This window comes from Chitinophaga niabensis, assembly GCF_039545795.1.
Taxonomy (GTDB): Bacteria; Bacteroidota; Bacteroidia; order Chitinophagales; family Chitinophagaceae; genus Chitinophaga; species Chitinophaga niabensis_B.
Genome location: NZ_CP154260.1, coordinates 1718952 through 1736531 on the forward strand (window position 1 = coordinate 1718952; position 17580 = coordinate 1736531).

The 17580-nt window shown below is 47.0% G+C and carries 12 protein-coding genes; 4 read left to right on the forward strand and 8 right to left on the reverse strand.

Features of this window, described 5'->3' with window-relative positions; translation table 11 throughout:
- The first annotated feature begins 69 nt into the window (after positions 1-69).
- Complete coding sequence (locus AAHN97_RS07025) at positions 70-1068, forward strand: PorP/SprF family type IX secretion system membrane protein (protein WP_343306851.1); 999 nt, start codon at positions 70-72, stop codon at positions 1066-1068.
- Positions 1069-1078: 10 nt separating this feature from the next.
- On the forward strand, positions 1079-2896 hold the full coding sequence (locus AAHN97_RS07030) for an OmpA family protein (protein WP_343306852.1): 1818 nt from the start codon (positions 1079-1081) through the stop codon (positions 2894-2896).
- A 119-nt stretch (positions 2897-3015) separates the two neighbouring features.
- Here AAHN97_RS07030 and AAHN97_RS07035 read toward each other — a convergent pair whose 3' ends face one another.
- A complete protein-coding gene (locus AAHN97_RS07035; protein ID WP_343306853.1) occupies positions 3016-3984 on the reverse strand; it encodes a GlxA family transcriptional regulator in 969 nt (322 codons plus the stop codon).
- A gap of 95 nt (positions 3985-4079) precedes the next feature.
- Between AAHN97_RS07035 and AAHN97_RS07040 the strand changes: the two genes are divergently transcribed.
- A complete protein-coding gene (locus AAHN97_RS07040) occupies positions 4080-4532 on the forward strand; it encodes a DUF1569 domain-containing protein (RefSeq protein ID WP_343306854.1) in 453 nt (150 codons plus the stop codon).
- 3 nt (positions 4533-4535) lie between these two features.
- Positions 4536-4919 carry a VOC family protein gene (locus AAHN97_RS07045; RefSeq protein WP_343306855.1) on the forward strand — a complete coding sequence of 128 codons (384 nt, stop codon included), beginning with the start codon at positions 4536-4538 and terminating at the stop codon, positions 4917-4919.
- A 280-nt stretch (positions 4920-5199) separates the two neighbouring features.
- Here the strand turns inward: AAHN97_RS07045 and AAHN97_RS07050 are convergent, their stop codons facing one another.
- The 7 genes from AAHN97_RS07050 to AAHN97_RS07080 all read right to left on the reverse strand — a co-directional run bounded on the left by AAHN97_RS07050 (position 5200) and on the right by AAHN97_RS07080 (position 17570).
- Positions 5200-8634 carry a carbohydrate-binding protein gene (locus AAHN97_RS07050; protein WP_343306856.1) on the reverse strand — a complete coding sequence of 1145 codons (3435 nt, stop codon included), beginning with the start codon at positions 8632-8634 and terminating at the stop codon, positions 5200-5202.
- A 61-nt stretch (positions 8635-8695) separates the two neighbouring features.
- Positions 8696-10138 carry a RagB/SusD family nutrient uptake outer membrane protein gene (locus AAHN97_RS07055; RefSeq protein WP_343306857.1) on the reverse strand — a complete coding sequence of 481 codons (1443 nt, stop codon included), beginning with the start codon at positions 10136-10138 and terminating at the stop codon, positions 8696-8698.
- Between the two features lie 11 nt (positions 10139-10149).
- Entirely contained in the window at positions 10150-13503 is a 3354-nt protein-coding gene (locus AAHN97_RS07060) for a TonB-dependent receptor (protein ID WP_343306858.1), read from the reverse strand.
- Positions 13504-13674: 171 nt separating this feature from the next.
- A complete protein-coding gene (locus AAHN97_RS07065) occupies positions 13675-14823 on the reverse strand; it encodes a FecR family protein (RefSeq protein ID WP_343306859.1) in 1149 nt (382 codons plus the stop codon).
- A 55-nt stretch (positions 14824-14878) separates the two neighbouring features.
- Positions 14879-15460, reverse strand: coding sequence for an RNA polymerase sigma factor (locus AAHN97_RS07070; protein ID WP_343306860.1), 582 nt, complete (start codon positions 15458-15460; stop codon positions 14879-14881).
- Positions 15461-15564: 104 nt separating this feature from the next.
- Complete coding sequence (locus AAHN97_RS07075; RefSeq protein ID WP_343306861.1) at positions 15565-16806, reverse strand: glycoside hydrolase family 172 protein; 1242 nt, start codon at positions 16804-16806, stop codon at positions 15565-15567.
- Positions 16803-17570 carry a PKD domain-containing protein gene (locus tag AAHN97_RS07080; RefSeq protein WP_343306862.1) on the reverse strand — a complete coding sequence of 256 codons (768 nt, stop codon included), beginning with the start codon at positions 17568-17570 and terminating at the stop codon, positions 16803-16805. The genes AAHN97_RS07075 and AAHN97_RS07080 overlap by 4 nt, the downstream gene beginning before the upstream one ends.
- Positions 17571-17580 lie beyond the last annotated feature (10 nt).

Below are 17580 nucleotides of genomic sequence, written 5' to 3' on the forward strand. Positions count from 1 at the left end.
CACCCGGCATCTGCCTCAGAAGAAATTGAAATAAGATAATGTATCATCTGTTGATCTAAAGTTTAAAAGATGCGAACAGTAATCAGGGCAGGAATAATGATCCTGCTGTTAAACATAAGTTTCCGTGCTGCGGCGCAGCAGAACATCCAGTTCAGCCAGTACGTATTCAACGGTTTAAGTGTTAACCCGGCTTATGCAGGGTATAAGGAAGATTTGTATGTGAATGCCACTTACCGGCATCAATGGGCTGGTTTTCCGGGCGCGCCGAGAACAGGAGGGGCGTCCATAGACGGAGCCACGGGTAATGACAAAAAGGTAGGGCTGGGCATGCAGCTTTTGTTTGACAGGCTGGGTCCGCAGGACGCCCTGTCCTTATATGGTTCCTATTCCTACCGTATTCCGCTGGATGATGAAGATACCCGCCGCTTATGCCTTGGTATAGGCGCCGGCGTTACACAGTACGCTATTGACGGTACGGCCCTGGCTTATGTAGATAACGATGATGAAGCCATCCCCACCGGTAAGCAGAGCGTATGGGTGCCGGATGCACGTTTCGGGATCTACTATTACACATCTAAGTTTTATGCCGGTGTTTCCGTAATGGACCTTTTCTCGCTGTATACTGATGCCTCGCGTTACACATGGAAAGGGAATAATTATTCCACTATCCGTAAAACGCAGCATATGTATTTAACCGCAGGTACAATGTTTCAATTGAACGAAATGCTGCAGCTGAAACCTTCCATCCTGATCAAGGAAGACTTTAAAGGCCCTACAAGTGTGGATCTGAATGCTTTTCTTCTGATCGGTGAAAAAATATGGCTGGGAGGATCTTACCGTACGAATGCGAAGCTCTGGAAAAAAGGTAACCTGCCGAAGGACCTGAGCCAGTTGAATGCAGCCAGTGCTATGGTAGAATTTTATGCAACGCCAACCTTCCGCATCGGTTATTCCTACGATCTGAATGTAAATAAGATGGCTGGTTACCAGGGAGGCTCTCATGAAATGTCTTTAGGATTTTTATTCCCTTCAAAAAAGTTCACGGTACAGAACCCACGGTATTTTTAACCTCACGAGTATGATACAACGCAGTTTAACTATAGCCTTATCAATATTGCTGACAGCTAACCTGTATGCACAGGAGCAGAAAAGCATATCAAAGCTGGCGGAAGAAGCCTATGCCCGGGAAGAATATGCAGTAGCGGGAGCACTTTATAAACGGCAGGCCCGCAGCAAGGGAAACAAAACGCCGGTTGCGCTGCTGATGAAGATGGCACACAGCTACCAGGAAATAGGTTACTTTAAGGATGCAGCAGATATTTACCGCCAGGTCATTATGCGGCCGGACCATCCTTCCTCCGCGTACTTTGCCTATGGGGAAGCACTCCGGCAGATGGAACAGTATGACTCTGCCCGCCAGCAATATGCTATGTTCAATACCAGCAATGCAGACAGTACTAAACTAAAAGCCATCGCACTTCAAAGTTGCGACAGCGCAGCGATATGGATGAAGGCACCTGCTCCTGTTCAGTTAAAGCCACTCAAAGAACTGAATACACCTGGTTCTGACCTGGTGAGCGGAGTGATCAACCAGGGCTTGCTGCTGATGTCCAACGGATACCGCACGCTGTTGCTTAATGGCGGTTCAGAACAGCATCCGGACAAAGATAAACGTACGTTGCAGCCCTATTACAAAGCATACGTATACCAGCAATACACACAGGGTAATGCCAATATGTACCTGGAAGAACTGGTGCCGGGGTTGCTTGGTAAATACGATTACCATATCGGGCCGGTTTGCATGAACAGAACTGAAGACACATTGTACGCAACAATTAATTTACAAGGGAAAGATATACCCGGCACGCGTAAAGGACCAGTGAATGGGGTACGCCGCTTGCAGATCTACCAGTCCGTAAAAACAGATGGGAAATGGAGCCAGATGGTATTGCTGCCAGGCATTAATGTGGCCGGTTACTCTTCCAGCCATGCAGTGTTAAACACAACAGGGAATATCATGTATTTCGTTTCAGACCGGCCCGGCGGTTTTGGAGGAATGGATCTCTGGTACGCAGAAAAGCAGGCTGATGGCAGCTGGGGAACACCTGTGAACTGCGGAGATAAGATCAATACCATTGCTGCAGAAACTTTTCCCACAGTAAACGAGGACGGCATCCTGTATTTTTCCAGCAGGGGGTACGCCGGTTTAGGGGGCTACGATATATACCGTGTAAAAGGCATGAAGACCAGCTGGGAAACACCTGAGAATATGAAAGCGCCATTTAATTCCGGTGCTGACGATATCGGGCTGATCTTAAAACAAAATAGCACAGAAGGTTACATGGCATCCAATAAACAGGGAGGCATGGGCCGGGATGATATCTATTACTTTAATGATCCTGGTTATTTCAACAGGGTGAATCATATCACCCCTCTGGTGGGTATACCCGATCAAAACAAACCTCCTGTTACCTCTTCAAGCGGCTCAGGCCAGCAACCGGTTCCTGCCCGGCAACATACCGCAGAAGAGGAAGAAGATAAACAACGGCTGGAACAATTAAAGTTCCTGTATGACTATAACAGCACAAAGTTGCTTCCTGAATCCCGCCGCGTGCTGGATGATGTAGCAAATGTATTGAGGGCACATCCGGACTGGAAGATAGTAATAGCTTCCTATGCTGATAGCCGTGGCAACGATCAATATAACATCGATCTGTCTGCGCTGCGCTGTTTTGCTGCTATAGAGTACCTGGTGAGCAAAGGTATTGATCCCAAACGCCTTTACTATAGTAACAAAGGAGAGCAGGAGCCTGTGAACCGGTGTAAGGATGGTGTGCCTTGCCATGAAGAGGAGTATAAAGCAAACAGGCGTTCTGAATTGCGGGTAAAATGGTAAAATATACTTTTTTTAGGCTGATATCGGATCAACGATAATACTCAACATGAAAGGTACTTGCCAGTCCTGGCAGTAATCAACTTATTAAACCGCTGATTGGTGTCAGCGGTTTTTTTTGCTCAGGAATGATGTGCATCCTTATTATACCTGTTCCTGTAATCCAGCGGTGATAACCCGGTGATCTTTTTAAACAACAACCTGAATGCTTTCACATCGTTATATCCTATATCGTACATCACTTCATTGATATTCTTCCTTGTTGTTTCCAGGCTCTTTTTTGCTGCTTCTATTTTTATGCGCTGTAAATATTCCGCAGGTGTGTTCATCGTGGCTTTCTTAAAGCGCCTGTCGAAATTCCGCCGGTCGATATTAAAAGCAGCTGCCAGTTCTTTCATACTGATCTTATCACTGAGATTATTTTCCATATACTGCTGCACTGCTTTGATGGCTTCATCTTCATGATTCTTTTGCCCGGTGAAAATGGTGAAAGGGGACTGGCTGCTTCTGCTCAGGTCTATTTCAAAGAACTTGGCACAGAAGATAGCTGTTTGCCGGTTGTAATACTTCTCCACGAGGTACAGTATGAGGTTCATGGAAGAAAGCGCGCCACCCGTGGTATAAACACCCTGTTCATCTGTGATGATCTTTTCTGTTTTCAATTCCAGTTCGGGGAACATCTCTCTGAACACTTCTGCAGCCTGCCAGTGCGTGGAGCATTGTTTGCCGTCCAGTATCCCTGCTGCAGCAAGGAGGAAAGCGCCGGTACAAAGACTGGCCACTTCAGCACCCTGTTTATATTTTGCGGTCACCCATTCAATCAGCGGATTATTATGTTTGAGTGTTTTATTGACGTGTTCATCCAAAGCAGGTATTAAGATGAGATCTGCTTTGGGTTTATCGGTTAGCAATACATCCGGATGTATGGAGAACAAACCTTTATGCAGTACTGTTTTGCGGGAGTTGCTCACCAGCTTTATTGAAAACACTTCTCCATGATATTCATTCGCCTTCGTGAATACTTCGTAAGCAAGTATCACGCTGCTCAGGTTAGAATGATTTTCCGGGATTAAGATGGCCAGATTTTTCATATTGTAAAGCTAAGCACGTGCATTGTCCAAAACAACCCCTCATTATGTCAATTTAACACCCCATACGGCTGAGAATTAGACAATACCTTTGGTGTATGAAAACAATATTCGATAAAGCAACAAGAGATGAACTGATCAACCGGATCATTGCTCTCGATGAAAACAGTACCGCGCAATGGGGTAAAATGAACTTTCATCAAATGTTGAGGCATTGTACATTGTGGGAAGATCTGCCGCAGGGCAGGTTGCATTTAAAGCAGGAATTCCTCGGAAAGATCTTCGGAAAGTTCGCTTGGTGGGCTACTATGCGTAATGACCGGCCTTTTGATAAAAATGTGCCTGCCAGTCCTGAAGTGCAGGTGAAAGAACCTGTCACTGTGAATATAGCCGAAGAAAAAAAGAAATGGATCAGCCTGATAGAAGCGTATCCGCATTTAAGTGCTCATCATAGTATTATGCATCCTTTCTTCGGTAAACTGAATAGAGACCAGGTAGGGCGCTTAGCCTACAAACATACAGATCATCATCTTCGTCAATTTAATAGCTAACTCATGAAACTCTTCAAAGATTCCATTTTCTGGGTAGAAATTGCCGTATCTGATTTTGACAGGGCAAAGAAATTCTACAGCACTATTTATGATTATGATATGCCGGATATCGATACAGGTGATGGCCGTATGGGCTTTCTGCCACACGATAGAGATGCAGGAGGTATTGGTGCAGCTATTGTATCAGGGCCGGATTATACACCGGCAAATATTGGGATAAAGATCGTGCTGAATGGCGGTAAGGATCTTGGGGAAGTATTAGATCGTGTGGAGAAGGCAGGAGGTAAAGTGATCAAACCTAAAAAGAAGGTATCTCCTTCATTCGGCTGCCTGGGTACTTTTGAGGATACCGAAGGAAATGTTGTTTCCCTGCATTCTATGCAATGATGCTATATTACCCATATACCCTGACCGAACGTGAACCGAACCTGAACCGAAGGAGAACCGAACAAGAACCCTATGTGAAGATGTGTTAAAATAGTATTAGAAAAGGAGGGCTTTAAGAGGAGATTAACCTCAAGATACGAACTTTCCCTCAATGGTATTACCGCTGGCTGCCTGTTCAAAAAAGAAGGATGCAGATGCTACAGATAGCACCGTTGGTTATGGATATATAAGAATATCAGATTAAAAAAGGGCCCGTATTAAACGGACCCTTTTTCATGTATTACAGTTTGATGAACTGTACGGATTTAGATCCTGCTTTCCCTTCCAATCTCAAAATATAAGTACCGCTTCCGAGGAAATCCACCGGTTTGGTGAATCTTGTATCCCCTTTGCTGATATTCCATCTGCGTATCATTCTTCCATTCATATCCAGCAGTTCCACTAACTGGTAATCATGTTCGCCCAGTTCCATGGTAATGGTACCGGTGGCCGGGTTGGGATATACCTTCAGTGTATTGCTGAGATTTTCAAATTTAAAGTGCTGGTTGCTGTTTGCTGCCATGAAGCCGGCGCCGGGATCTGCAGCACAGTTATCGATGCTGAACCAGTTAAACTTAAAGCTGCCCTGGTACACCCTTACGTTCGCATAACTGAAGCCGGGTAAAGTGATGGTATCAGAAATGGTTGCCCACTGGCCATTGGTATTGGGCAGGGCAATATAGCCATAGTTAATACCACTTTCTTCTATCCTTATCTTCGCCGCTGCAGTAGTGGATACCCTGAAACGGATATTGTACCTGCCACGCACAGGGATATTCAGTTTATTATACGCGAACCAATGGTTCACAAGCAAACCGGTGAAGTTCTGTACACCACTGGTGTCTGTGGTTGTTTCCAGCGTGGGAGCACTATGGCGGGAGGAAGCGCTTTCTGCTTCGTAACGTTTGTTGAAAGTACAAATGTAGTCCAGCGTAAATACACCTGATCCGCTAATGGAATCTTTGGTGGCAGTAACAATACCGGGATTTGTGCCAGCTGTTAATGCACCGGCCTGTGTGATGCTGTTACCTGCACCTGTAACACTCCAGGTGGCACCAGTAACGGCAAATGCGCTATCATACTGATCATACCCTTTAGTAGTGAACAGTTGTGATGCGCCATAAGGAATAACGATGGTATCAGGCACTATTTCAATACGTGCCAGCCTGGGTAATGGCAGTATATTGATCTTCGCTGAATTACTAAAACTGTCTACCGATGCATATACATTGTATATACCGGCTGTGGAATCTGCCGTGAACACTCCTTTGTAATTGAAGTTACCTGCTCCGCTTTGTGCGCTCCACAGGGGCGTAACATCCAACCGGCTATTGTCTGATGCGTAGACTACTGCAGTGAATTGTTTTTTACCACCTACAAATACACTCGTACTGTCCGGCGTAATATCAATATTGGCCACATTCAGATCAGCCGCATTCACAATCTTCAGCCAGTTGAAATTCCAGCCCGAGGTAAGTGCATTTATCCTGATGGTCTGATTACCTGCGGGGAGATTAATGGGAACAGTGGTAAAGGTTCTCCAGTTCTGCCATCCGCCGGTAGGTGCAAACTTAACAGTGGAAAGTACATTGTTGTCGCGTACAAGCTGAATGGTGCTGGCTGTACTTACAGCCACCCTGAACTGAAAGCGGTAAGCGCCTGCGGCTGGTACATGAATATCATATTCCAGGAAAGAAGAAGAACCAATATAACTCACATTCAGCACACCGCTGGTGTCTGCTGCAGTTTCTGTACAGCAGATATTGGTATAATCATTGGCCTCTGCTTCTATCCGTGCAGGAATGAGTTTGTAATTGGGGGTTCTTATATTAACACCGGTGGAAACGGACAAAGTATCTCCGCCATAGATCGCGGTTGCTTTTACAGTGCCTGCTGTGTTAATGGTTGCTACACCATTCGTATCAATGGTATTGCCGGTGCCGGTAATACTCCAGGTGGGCGTAATGCTCATTGGCCGCTGGTTCTGGTCGAATATTCTTACACTGTACGGTAACTGTTTACCTGCTACAACGGAACGGCTCAGCGGACTGATCACCATACTATCCAGCACAGGCGTACCCAGGCCTTTTTGATATACATGTACATAATCTATCAGCAGGCTGTCCGGCCAGTCCGCATGTGTAATGGCACCACCCATACCACCGCCGATGGCCAGGTTAAGGATGATGTGGAACTTCTGATCAAAGGGCCAGTCCTTATAATCCGTATGTGGGTTCTGATAAGTATAAACGTGTACCGTATCATCGTATGTGAACCGGATGGAATCTTCGCTCCACTCTATCGCGTATTTATGAAATGCTGTATGCGCGGTAGGGATGGTTTTGGTGTTGGACAAATGGCCACCGTTCTGCCAGTTACTATTTTTGGTATGTACAGTGGAAAGTACTTTTCCCAGGTTATTACCTACATGTTCCATAATATCCAGTTCTCCACTGGCAGGCCAGGCACCGTATGCACTGGTGGTAGGCATAAGCCAGATGGCAGGCCAGGAGCCGCGTGCTTTAGGCAGCTTCGCTCTTACTTCCACTTTGCCGTATTTGAAATCAAACTTGTTCTGGGTAATGATACGGCCGGAGGACCAGGGTTCTGTGGTTACAATATTGGGATAGTCTTTTTTACCCGTGATCACCAGGTTGCCATTCCGCAGGCGGGTATTATCATAACTGGTATCAGTATACACCTGCTGTTCTCCGTTGATCCAACCTTTAGGGCGTGGATCTACCGTCCATTTGCTGAAATCAGGATGGCCGGTGGTGTTGAATTCATCACTGAAAACAAGCGTCCAGTTGGGGTTTCCTTCCAGTACCACATTGCCGGTAAGCTGATAGGTGCTCATGTTAGGGCTGGCCAGTTCTGTACCGGAAACAGTGAACTTTAAATTAGTACGGGAATAGATAACAGGTGAATTACCAGCCAGTATAATATGGGCTGTGGTATCATTCACCCGTACCACGTTACCGATGCTCACACCGGAAGGCAGGTTCAGTGCCTGCCAGCTGGCAGCATGTAACACGGAATCGAAAGTATTGCCGTGCAGGTTGGCTACCAGTACTGTACTGTCTTCCTGCCCCATGGCAATGGAAGCATTGTTCAATGCGATGGTAATGGGGTTGGGGCCTTGTACATAATCGAAATACAGGGTGCCGTTCGCTTTTCTGCCATCCATGAAATGCACTTCAATGCGGTTGAAGTCTTTACGGTTCTTTACACTGGAGAAGTTATAGGTGGCTTCTTCCCAGGTGTTCGCGTTTTTGATCCTGTACGTGAAATACACGGCTTTGGTGTGATCTGAACCGGGTTGTAATTTGAAGAGCACATCTTCTTTCAGGCTGCTGTAAACAAGTAGTTTAAATGTGCTGTTGACGCTGATGTCCAGCGAATCTGTGAGGGTGCAGCCTGTGGACATCCATTCGGAACAGGTAGTGTCTTTTGTAAATTTCGCTACATGTGAACTGAGATTTAATCCTGAAATACTTGGGTTTACTGCGTTAAACAGTATGCTTCCGGTAGCAGTGGGCGGGCCGATCCAGGAGGTCCAGTGACCGGAGCAGGGGCCATTGCCTTCCATGTCATCGAAAAGCAGGAACTGGGCCTGGAGTTTGCCGCATAACAGCAAACTGAGCACCATTAAAAGTGCAGTGATCTTTTTTTTCATAACGATGGGATTGTGGGTTTTTTAAAAGGAAACACTGCCTTACGGGGCAGTAAAAAGGGTATTACAAATTAGGGTTCACCTGTGCATCTGCTCCTGGTATGGGCAGCACGTAATCTTCTTTGGTAATGGTGCCAGTGAACTTCAGATCTCCTGGATCTTTTACTGCATTGGCAGCTTCCACCTGTTCCAGGCGCACAAGATCAAACCAGCGGTTCCATTCACCGGCAAATTCCCATTTGCGTTCATCCATTACTGCATTCAGGAAATCTGCAGAAGATAAACCTGAGAGCGGCAGCAGGCCTGCACGTACACGTACATCGTTCAAGGCAGTATAAGCTGCAGCATCCGGAGCAGTACCGGAACGGGCCAGCGCTTCTGCATAAATGAGCAATACATGCGCGTACCGGATCATGATCACAGGGTTGTTAGACATGTAGGTAGCCTTGGTGCCGGACTGGATGGTGAACTTTTTATAGTAAGGATGTTTAGTGGTAGTGCTCTGCCAGGGAATGGTATTGCCGGCTACTACAAAGGACGTTGAGAACGTTGCGTCTTTACGGGTGCCGGCAGGGAAATCATTGAAGAATTTGATCTCAGGGAAGAAATCGCTCCAGCCGCTTTCATCTTCGGGCATGGTGGACAGGCCATAGAAAGAATTATAAGTGATCCACTGTCCGCGGGTGAAAAGGGTGAATACATCTTCGGAAGTACCGCCTGCAAAGATCTTCAGGAAACCACCCTGGTAAAGATCAAATGCATAGGCTGCTTTATTGTCTATTACTTCTTTTGCCTTTGCAGCAGCTAATGCATATTTGGTGGCATCTTTAATGGGCCAGCCGCCTTGTGTGAGATATACATCTGCCAGCAGGGCTTTTACAGATCCTTTGTTGGGCCTGCCAGCTGCACGTTTGGTGTTGGGTACCCATTCTTCTGCTTTGGCAAGGTCTGCTTCAATCAATTTATACACTTCCGCAGGTGTGCTTTTTTTGAGGGTCAGGTATTCCGGGCTGTACTTTTCAGAAGGAATAATGGGTACTGCTCCCCAGAAACGTGTAAGCCAGTAATAACACAATCCGCGCAGGAAATAGGCTTCTCCTACGATCACTTTAATGGTGGCTTCATTACCATCTTTTATAGCAGCATAGTTATTGATGATATTAGTGGTGGATTGAATGGTTTTGTAACAACCCCGCCAGATAGGCACCATGCGGCTGTTGAGGGACGACACGGTAAAGAGGTCAAACTCCCTGAACTCTTCTTTATTAGAGCCGGGATGTGTGGTGAGGTCATCTGCGCCCATGCTCATAGCAATCTGGCTCACCGTGGTGAATCCACTTTCCCAGGGAACCATCAGGCTGCCGTATGCACCGGTGAGTGCGCTTTCCAGGCCACCTTCACTGCTCAGCCCTTCGGAGCCAATCACAAGGCCCTGCGGTTCTTCTATCAATTGTTTGCTGCAACCGGTAGCGAGGAATAATAGTGTGATGATAAATATCTTCTTCATGGAATATCTTTTTAGAAACTGAGTGTTACACCCGTTGTAAATGTTTTGGAATTAGGATATGCACCATAATCGATGCCCTGGCGGATATCGCCTGCACTGGAATTGGCTTCCGGGTCTATGCCACTGTAATTGGTGATGGTGAACAGGTTCGTGGCACTGGCAAATACCCTTAGTGCCACTTTGTTCGCCAGTTTGGCTTTTGGTATGGTATAGCTCAGGCTGATGTTCTTTAACCGGAGGAAGTCTGCCTTTTCCAGGAAGCGGGTGCTTTGTGTATAGTTGCGGTTCGTGGAACTGAATGCAGGGATATCGGATGTTTCATTCACACCGGGTATATACCTGTTTTTGATATCAACATTCGTGGCTTCTCTTGCATCCCCACCAAGGTACATGGTAGCGGCATTATTGTAGTTCAGTTTATCAAAACCGGTTAATGCATGCAGCAGGAAGTTAAAGGAGAAATTCTTGTAGCTGAAAGTATTGTTAAAACCAAAAGAGAAGGTGGGCACACCATGACCAATTACATCGTAATCATCGGCATCTATCGTACCATCGTTGTCTTTGTCGAAGTAACGTGCATCACCTGGTTTGGCGCCAAAAGTAGCAGCTTTGGCTGCATCTGCCGGTTTCCAGGTACCCAGGTAAGTGAGGCCCCAGATAGCACCCAGCGGTTCCCCGGGCCGTACAATAAATTCTGCTTGCGGGCTCATGCCACCACCGATCTTGCGGTTAGCATCAAAAATGATCTTGTTGCTGCCGATGGATTGTACACTGTTCCTGATGAATGAAAAGTTCAGCCAGCTGTTCCAGGTAAAAGCACCTTTATCAATCACCGCGCCTTCCAGGGAAAATTCAAAACCTTTGTTCTGCACAGATCCTACGTTACGTGTGATGGGGTTGCCACCGAGGTAATAAGGGAGTGTTTCTGTCAGCAGCAGGTCGCGCGTATCTTTTACAAACAGGTCTGCTGTAAGCATAAAGCGGTTACGTAAAAAGCCCACTTCCAGCCCGATGTTCTTTTGTTCCGTGGTTTCCCATTTCAGATCAGGGTTGCCGATATTGTTGAGGATAATGCCGGTAACTGAACTGTTATTGGTGAATGAACCGGTACGGTTGGAATAGGCAGAGAAAGTACTGTAGGAGCCTACGCCTTCACTGCCGGTAAAACCCCAGCTACCGCGCAGTTTCAACAGGCTGAGCTTGTTCTGGCCTTTCATGAAATCTTCCTCAGAGATCACCCAGCCGGCGGACACAGAGGGAAAGTAACTGTATTTGTTATCATCGAAGAATTTAGAGGACGCATCACGGCGGATAGCAGCAGATGCCAGGTACTTATCTTTATAGCTATACATAGCGCGGCCTACCAGGGAGAAGATACTCCACTTGGAGTAACCGGAAGATGGTATGCCCGGTGTTCCTTGCGCGAGATTGTTCCACATAAAACTTTCATACACAAGATTGCTGCTGCCGGCGGATACATAATTGTAAGTTGATTGCTGATATTCCACTACACCGGTAAGGTCCAGTGTATGTTTACCGTTAAATACCTTATGGTAGTTCAGCGTATTGGAATTCTGTAATTTGACCTCTTTGTTGGAGCGCCAGCTGGTAGTAGAAGAACCGGAGTTCACCACTTTACCTGCAAATGATTTGTTATCATAATCAAGGTAGTTGATGCCATATTGCAGGTTGAAGGAAAGGCCTGGTACGATATCCTCATATTTAAATCCACCGGTAAGGTTGGCTATCAGCCTTTCTGTAATGGCCAGTTGATCAGTAGTTAAGGCAACGGGATTAAAGAACACAGAGCTTACAGGATCGCTGGGGGTATAAGCACCGCTTGCATTGCGAACCGGCAGGGTGGGAGACCAGGTCATGGCCTGTGCCAGTGGACTGTGCGGTCCATCCGGCAGTATGTCTATATTCTGTGCGTTGGAATAAGTACCGATGACATTGAGGAAGGTGCTCAGCTTGTTAGTCATCCTGGCATTGATGTTAGAGCGGATAACATATCTTTTGAAAGATGAGTTTTCGATCACACCATCCTGGTCCAGGTAATTACCGGAAATGAAATAACCAGCTTTCTCCGTACCGCCGCTTAGATTCAGCAGGTACTCCTGGCCAATGGCATTGCGGAAGATCTCGTCCTGCCAGTTGGTGCCGCCTTTTGCTTTGAATTCATTTACCTGTGCTTCAGAAAAAGGAGGTGTGGTACCCAATGCGGTGGCGCGGGTATTTGCTGTTTCCGCAAAGTCTCCGGCATTCAGCAGGTCCATTTTTTTGATCACGGAGGAAGAAGAGAACCTGGAAGTGACGTTCACTTTCAAACCTCCTTTAGATCCCTTCCGGGTGGTAACAATGATCACCCCGTTAGAACCACGGCTACCATAGATAGCAGTGGCGGAAGCGTCTTTCAGGATCTGGATGCTCTCAATATCATCCGGGTTGATAGAAGAGAATTCTGCACCGAGGAAACCGTCTACCACATACAAAGGCCCGTTATCTCCATTGATGGAATTGGAGCCCCTGATGCGGATGCGTACACTGCCACCAGGTGCACCTGTAGCATTGGTTACCTGCACACCAGGTGAGCGGCCCTGCAATACCTGGTCAAAACGATTCACCGGCTGCTCCTGGAATTCTTTGGATGAAATGGTGGTGATGGCATTGGTGAGCGTCCCTTTTTTCTGTTCGCCATAACCGATCACTACCAGTTCATTGATCTTAGCCGCTGAGGTGGTCAATGTAACAGGGATCTCTGTTTTGCCATTCACGCTTATTTCCTGCCGGTTGAAACCCAGGGAAGAAATAATCAGTACGGCTTCTCCTTCCGGTACCTCAATGCTGTATTCTCCGTTTCCATTTGTTACCACTCCCCTGGAAGTGCCTTTTAGCTGAATGGTAGCGCCGGGAATGGGATTGCCCTTTTCATCCAGTACTTTCCCTTTAACAGGGATATCTGCAGGTAAGGGCACCTTTTCCTTCCGTTTGATAATGATGGTATTGCCATTGATGCTGTAGGAAAGCTGTTGGTTCCGGAAACAAAGGTCCAGCGCATCCTTCAAAGGAAGGTCCTTTACCTGTACGGAAATTTCTTTCGCATGGGATAATTGCTCATCTGTATAGAGGAAGGTGTAGCCGGTTTGTTTTCGTATGTCGTTAAAAACCTTCTCCAGCCTGGCATTGCGGTGAGCAAGGGTTACTGTTTGCGCAAAGCTCGCTGCATGTGCCTGCAGCATAGCCATGGTGATCAAAAACAGCGTTAATTTCATGATCAGGAACGTTTTTACGAATAATCGTGGAAAATGTTTTTTACCACTGGCAGCGCGCATAGGCCTGCTTTGGGAAAAAAGCGTCAATTGCATACTTTTGTATGGTTAGGGTAAATAATTAATGATTGCCGAAATCGATTGTGAAATTACAAGCCCGAAACCTGCCGGGGGTGCTGAGAACACTTCCGGCTTTTTCAGGCCCATACAGGTGCGGTTCGTCTAGGGACTCATACTACGTGGATTTTTAAAGGCGAATGATATAAATTACTTACCGGGCGATACAATGATCGTTCTCCCGCTGATCTCAAATGTTACTTCTCCCGTCATCTCCATCATTTTCAATACTTCAGATACCGGCACATCACTGGGAATAATACCCCTGAAATGGGAAGGCACTTCTCCTTTGTACGTTACTTCCACATCATACCAGCGGCTGATCTGGCGCATGGCGGAACGGATGTCGTTCCCTTCAAACTGTATATACCCATTCTTCCAGGCAACAGCCGCTTCTGTGTTCACTTCTTCTTCAATGCGCAATTGACCGTTGGTGATGCTGGCACATTGGCCGGGTGTTAGTTTTTGCCCGTTCACTTTCACGGCGCCGCTAAGCAGGGTGGTTCTGATACTGGCTTCATCTGTATAAGCCATCATGTTAAAAGTGGTGCCTAATACTTCTACAACTGTTTTACCATGACTAACAATGAAAGGATGTGATGCATCCGGTGCTATATCAAAGTAAGCTTCCCCGTTCAGTTCTACACTGCGGGTATCTGTAAAAGCGGTGGGATAACGAAGGCTGCTTGCTGCATTGAGCCATACTTTACTGCCATCCGGCAGGGTTACCTTGTACTTTCCGCCACGGGGCGTAAAGATGGTGTTGTAAAGAATGGTCTGGGTGGATGATTGGCCGGCTGTGTGGTAGGCCAGCTGGCCGTTGGCCAGTTTAACTACCTGTGTGTTCCCCTGTTGGCTGAGTGTACCATTAGCTGCGCTGTCCAGCGTGAGCTGTGAGCCATCTCCGAGCACCAGGGTAGCCCTGTTGCCGCCAGGGGCTATATCCTGTGTGTTGGATTGTTTAACGGCTGTAATGGGTTGCTGCACAGCTTTTGGCTGTAACAGGAAGTACCCTGCGGCAGTAATGAGCAAGGCCACGCCAGCGGCCGCCCATAACCAGCGGCGTTTGGCGCGTATAGGAATAATATTTTCTTTAGCAACTTTATCCGCTGCCAGGATATTGGAGGCAATATTATCCCAATGCGCAGCATCATATGATACCGGCGGCATATCGGGCAGCAGTTCAGGCGAGATTTCTTCCTTTTTCAGCAATTCACCCAGTTCTTCCAGCTCATCAGCAGTAGCGGAGTGTTGTGCAGCCTGTTTCAACAGGTAAGCAAAGCGTTCGTGGAATGTCAATTTTGCATCGGTTTATTATACAGACGCGCAAGTGAAAGATTAGGACCTATCGGTTCTAAAAAAAATACCAGAGAATAAATAAAGGAAGGAAATGCCCCGCCCGCTCTATATAGTGGCGGATGCTCTGAAGGGAACGGACAAGGGAATTTTTAACGGTATTGGGCGAAATATGCAGTTCTCCGGCGATCTCGGGAATTTTCATGCCGTTTTCCCGGCTGAGCAGGTAAATACGTTTGGCCTGTGGAGGTAATTGCTGTACGGCTTCAGCTACTGTTCGCATAAGCGTGTTGAAAACCATATCCTCCTCCATAGCGCTCACAGGGGATTGTCTTTCCGCAATGATCCCCATAGCCTTATGATGCACCGCCTGGTGACGCAGGTAGGAGAAACACTGGTAGTAAACGATCTTTAACAGCCAGGAGTAAGGGTTTTCTATTTCAGGGAGTTTATCGCGGCTCAGCCATAACTTGAGAAAGGCTTCCTGCAAAATATCTTCTGTAACGGCAGCATTTTTGGTAAGGTGCTGCACTGTGGGCAGTAGTTTAGGTACGTGCAAATGGAACAGGCGGCGGAAAGCTGCTTCGTCACCTGCTGCAATCAGGCGGAATAGTTCTTTATCTTGGTTGAATTCCTGCATACCAGCCATTAACACTTCGGGCCGGTTCCAAAGATAGCCGCTAAAACCAATTATCCAAATAAAAGGCTGCCACTAAAAAGCGGCGGCCTCGTCTGGCGGTGCTGTCACTTTTGCGGCGGCGGCACTTTACTTCTTAACTGCGTTGTTCGGATGCCGGCGCTTTGTAATGCCGGTAAATTATTTGATGGTGTGGCCAGGTAGAAATAGGCGGTGGCAGACACATCGTCTGAACGATAGTAATTGGTCCAGCCCTCGGGTAAGGAGGGATCGGTTAAGGTCCTCACACTATCCTTACTGAACAGGTGATTGGTTTTGGCATACTCCCCGCCGATAGTTACCGGTATCACTTCCGCTTTTCCTTCCTGCTGGATTGGGATCATATTCTTTTTGAAATCTCCCCCTATCTGCTGAATGGTTACGCGGCAGTCGCTGGAAAAGAACACGGGATCAGGAATGTGAAAACGGTAGAAAGACCATTGTTTGTTTGGCCAATCATCTACCAGGCAACCGGAATACTGGTTGCAGAACCAACCCTGAGACCATGCGGTGCCGATATAATCTTCCGTACCGGTGCCTACGAGAGTAGGGAGGTCCTTATCGCCATCGATGAACATTTTCACTTCTCCCTCGCCCCACCAGCTATTGTTATAAGCAGGGTTCGCGTTCACACCAACATTCACACCCAGGAAACGACCTTTACCTTCTACATGCGGTAACAGTTCGAAATCTTTGCCGGGTGTAGTAGCAGTATCCCTGTGCCAGTAAGCATGAAAATACAGGTACTGATCGTTCCAGTTCTTCAGGTATTGGAAATTAACATCAAAGAAAATATGATTCAGCTTTTTCCCGGATTCATTCGTTACTACAATCTTTGCGCCTTTGCGGAAAGGCATGGGAATGTGGCAGAGGAAGGAGCGGCCTTCGGGGCTGGCGAAGAGGGCATTTTCAAACTTAGCCATGCGCCCGAGGCCCACGCCAAAGAAATCTCCTAATGGTGCTGAAACTGCCGGTTGCTTTTCATTATCCCAGAATATTTCCAGCTTCAGGGAACGGAGCATTTCAGGAGAACGGTCATTGATGGTGATCCAGATGCGGTTCACCATACCCTGGCCCTGTACATCCAGCAACGCGAGCGATGCACCATTGTCAATACTGTCGTAAGGATGACCTTTTGCACCATGATTGGCGGTAGCGCCTTTCCCTTTTTCTGCATTACTATTTTCCGGGCTGCTCCAGCGGGTTTCTGCACCTTCCACGTAAGTAAAAAGGTTGTTCTGCGGCGGCGCCGCAGGCTGCTGGCACGCTGCCATGAATAACAGCGTGCTTAAACGGATGATCACTCTCATAATACCGTAATAGTTGTTTTATAAGTATGTTTTTTCGGTGCGCCTGCAATTCCTTCAGCCGTTAACGTTACTTCATATGTACCGGCAGCTGCGTACTTATGTTCAGGAGACTTCAGCTCAGAAGTGCCATTGTCCCCAAAGTTCCAGCTGTACTTTAATGCATATTTGGATTGATTGTTAAAGTTGATGGTTGTAGGATCACCTGTTTTGGGCGTTGCCAGAAAGGCTGCCACAGGTGTGAATATAATAGGATCAATGAGTAACACCAGTTTGTCCAGCGCAGGATTCGTGCTTACGCCACTGCTGCTTAGTTTCAGGCACAGGGCTTTTTGTTTACCGGCATTGGCTATCAGGTAAGCCATGTTAATACTCAGGGCTATTTGCGCACTTTCCTGCCCGTTATCTATCTGCACAGTAGTAGGAATAGTGTATTGATCAGCTGGCAGCAGTTCTGTATTCAGCAGCGTGCCATCCGTGATCAGGCCATTGATGGTGTCGTTATTTACCTGGATGTTGACGGGGATAGCACCTGATCTGCTCACGGCGCCACGAAATACACTGAGCGGGATATTGAACTTTTCCTGATTCACTTCATAACGGAAAGGTTTGCCTGGCTCTGCAATATTGTTGATCGTAAATCTCCCTTCGCGTGCTGCAGGGAAATATACTTTCTGATCAGGATAGCTGGCTTCCACTACCTCATTGTATTTGCAGGATACGGCGAGGCTGGCTATTAGTGCGAGTATGTTGATACTTTTTCTCATGAATGATAAT

Excerpts from the sequence above, each read along its gene's own strand:
- AAHN97_RS07025 (WP_343306851.1), top strand. The coding sequence starts at position 70 with ATGCGAACAGTAATCAGGGCAGGAATAATGATCCTGCTGTTAAACATA.
- AAHN97_RS07030 (WP_343306852.1), top strand. The coding sequence starts at position 1,079 with ATGATACAACGCAGTTTAACTATAGCCTTATCAATATTGCTGACAGCT.
- AAHN97_RS07035 (WP_343306853.1), bottom strand. The coding sequence starts at position 3,984 with ATGAAAAATCTGGCCATCTTAATCCCGGAAAATCATTCTAACCTGAGC.
- AAHN97_RS07040 (WP_343306854.1), top strand. The coding sequence starts at position 4,080 with ATGAAAACAATATTCGATAAAGCAACAAGAGATGAACTGATCAACCGG.
- AAHN97_RS07045 (WP_343306855.1), top strand. The coding sequence starts at position 4,536 with ATGAAACTCTTCAAAGATTCCATTTTCTGGGTAGAAATTGCCGTATCT.
- AAHN97_RS07050 (WP_343306856.1), bottom strand. The coding sequence starts at position 8,634 with ATGAAAAAAAAGATCACTGCACTTTTAATGGTGCTCAGTTTGCTGTTA.
- AAHN97_RS07055 (WP_343306857.1), bottom strand. The coding sequence starts at position 10,138 with ATGAAGAAGATATTTATCATCACACTATTATTCCTCGCTACCGGTTGC.
- AAHN97_RS07060 (WP_343306858.1), bottom strand. The coding sequence starts at position 13,503 with ATGCAATTGACGCTTTTTTCCCAAAGCAGGCCTATGCGCGCTGCCAGT.
- AAHN97_RS07070 (WP_343306860.1), bottom strand. The coding sequence starts at position 15,460 with ATGCAGGAATTCAACCAAGATAAAGAACTATTCCGCCTGATTGCAGCA.
- AAHN97_RS07075 (WP_343306861.1), bottom strand. The coding sequence starts at position 16,806 with ATGAGAGTGATCATCCGTTTAAGCACGCTGTTATTCATGGCAGCGTGC.
- AAHN97_RS07080 (WP_343306862.1), bottom strand. The coding sequence starts at position 17,570 with ATGAGAAAAAGTATCAACATACTCGCACTAATAGCCAGCCTCGCCGTA.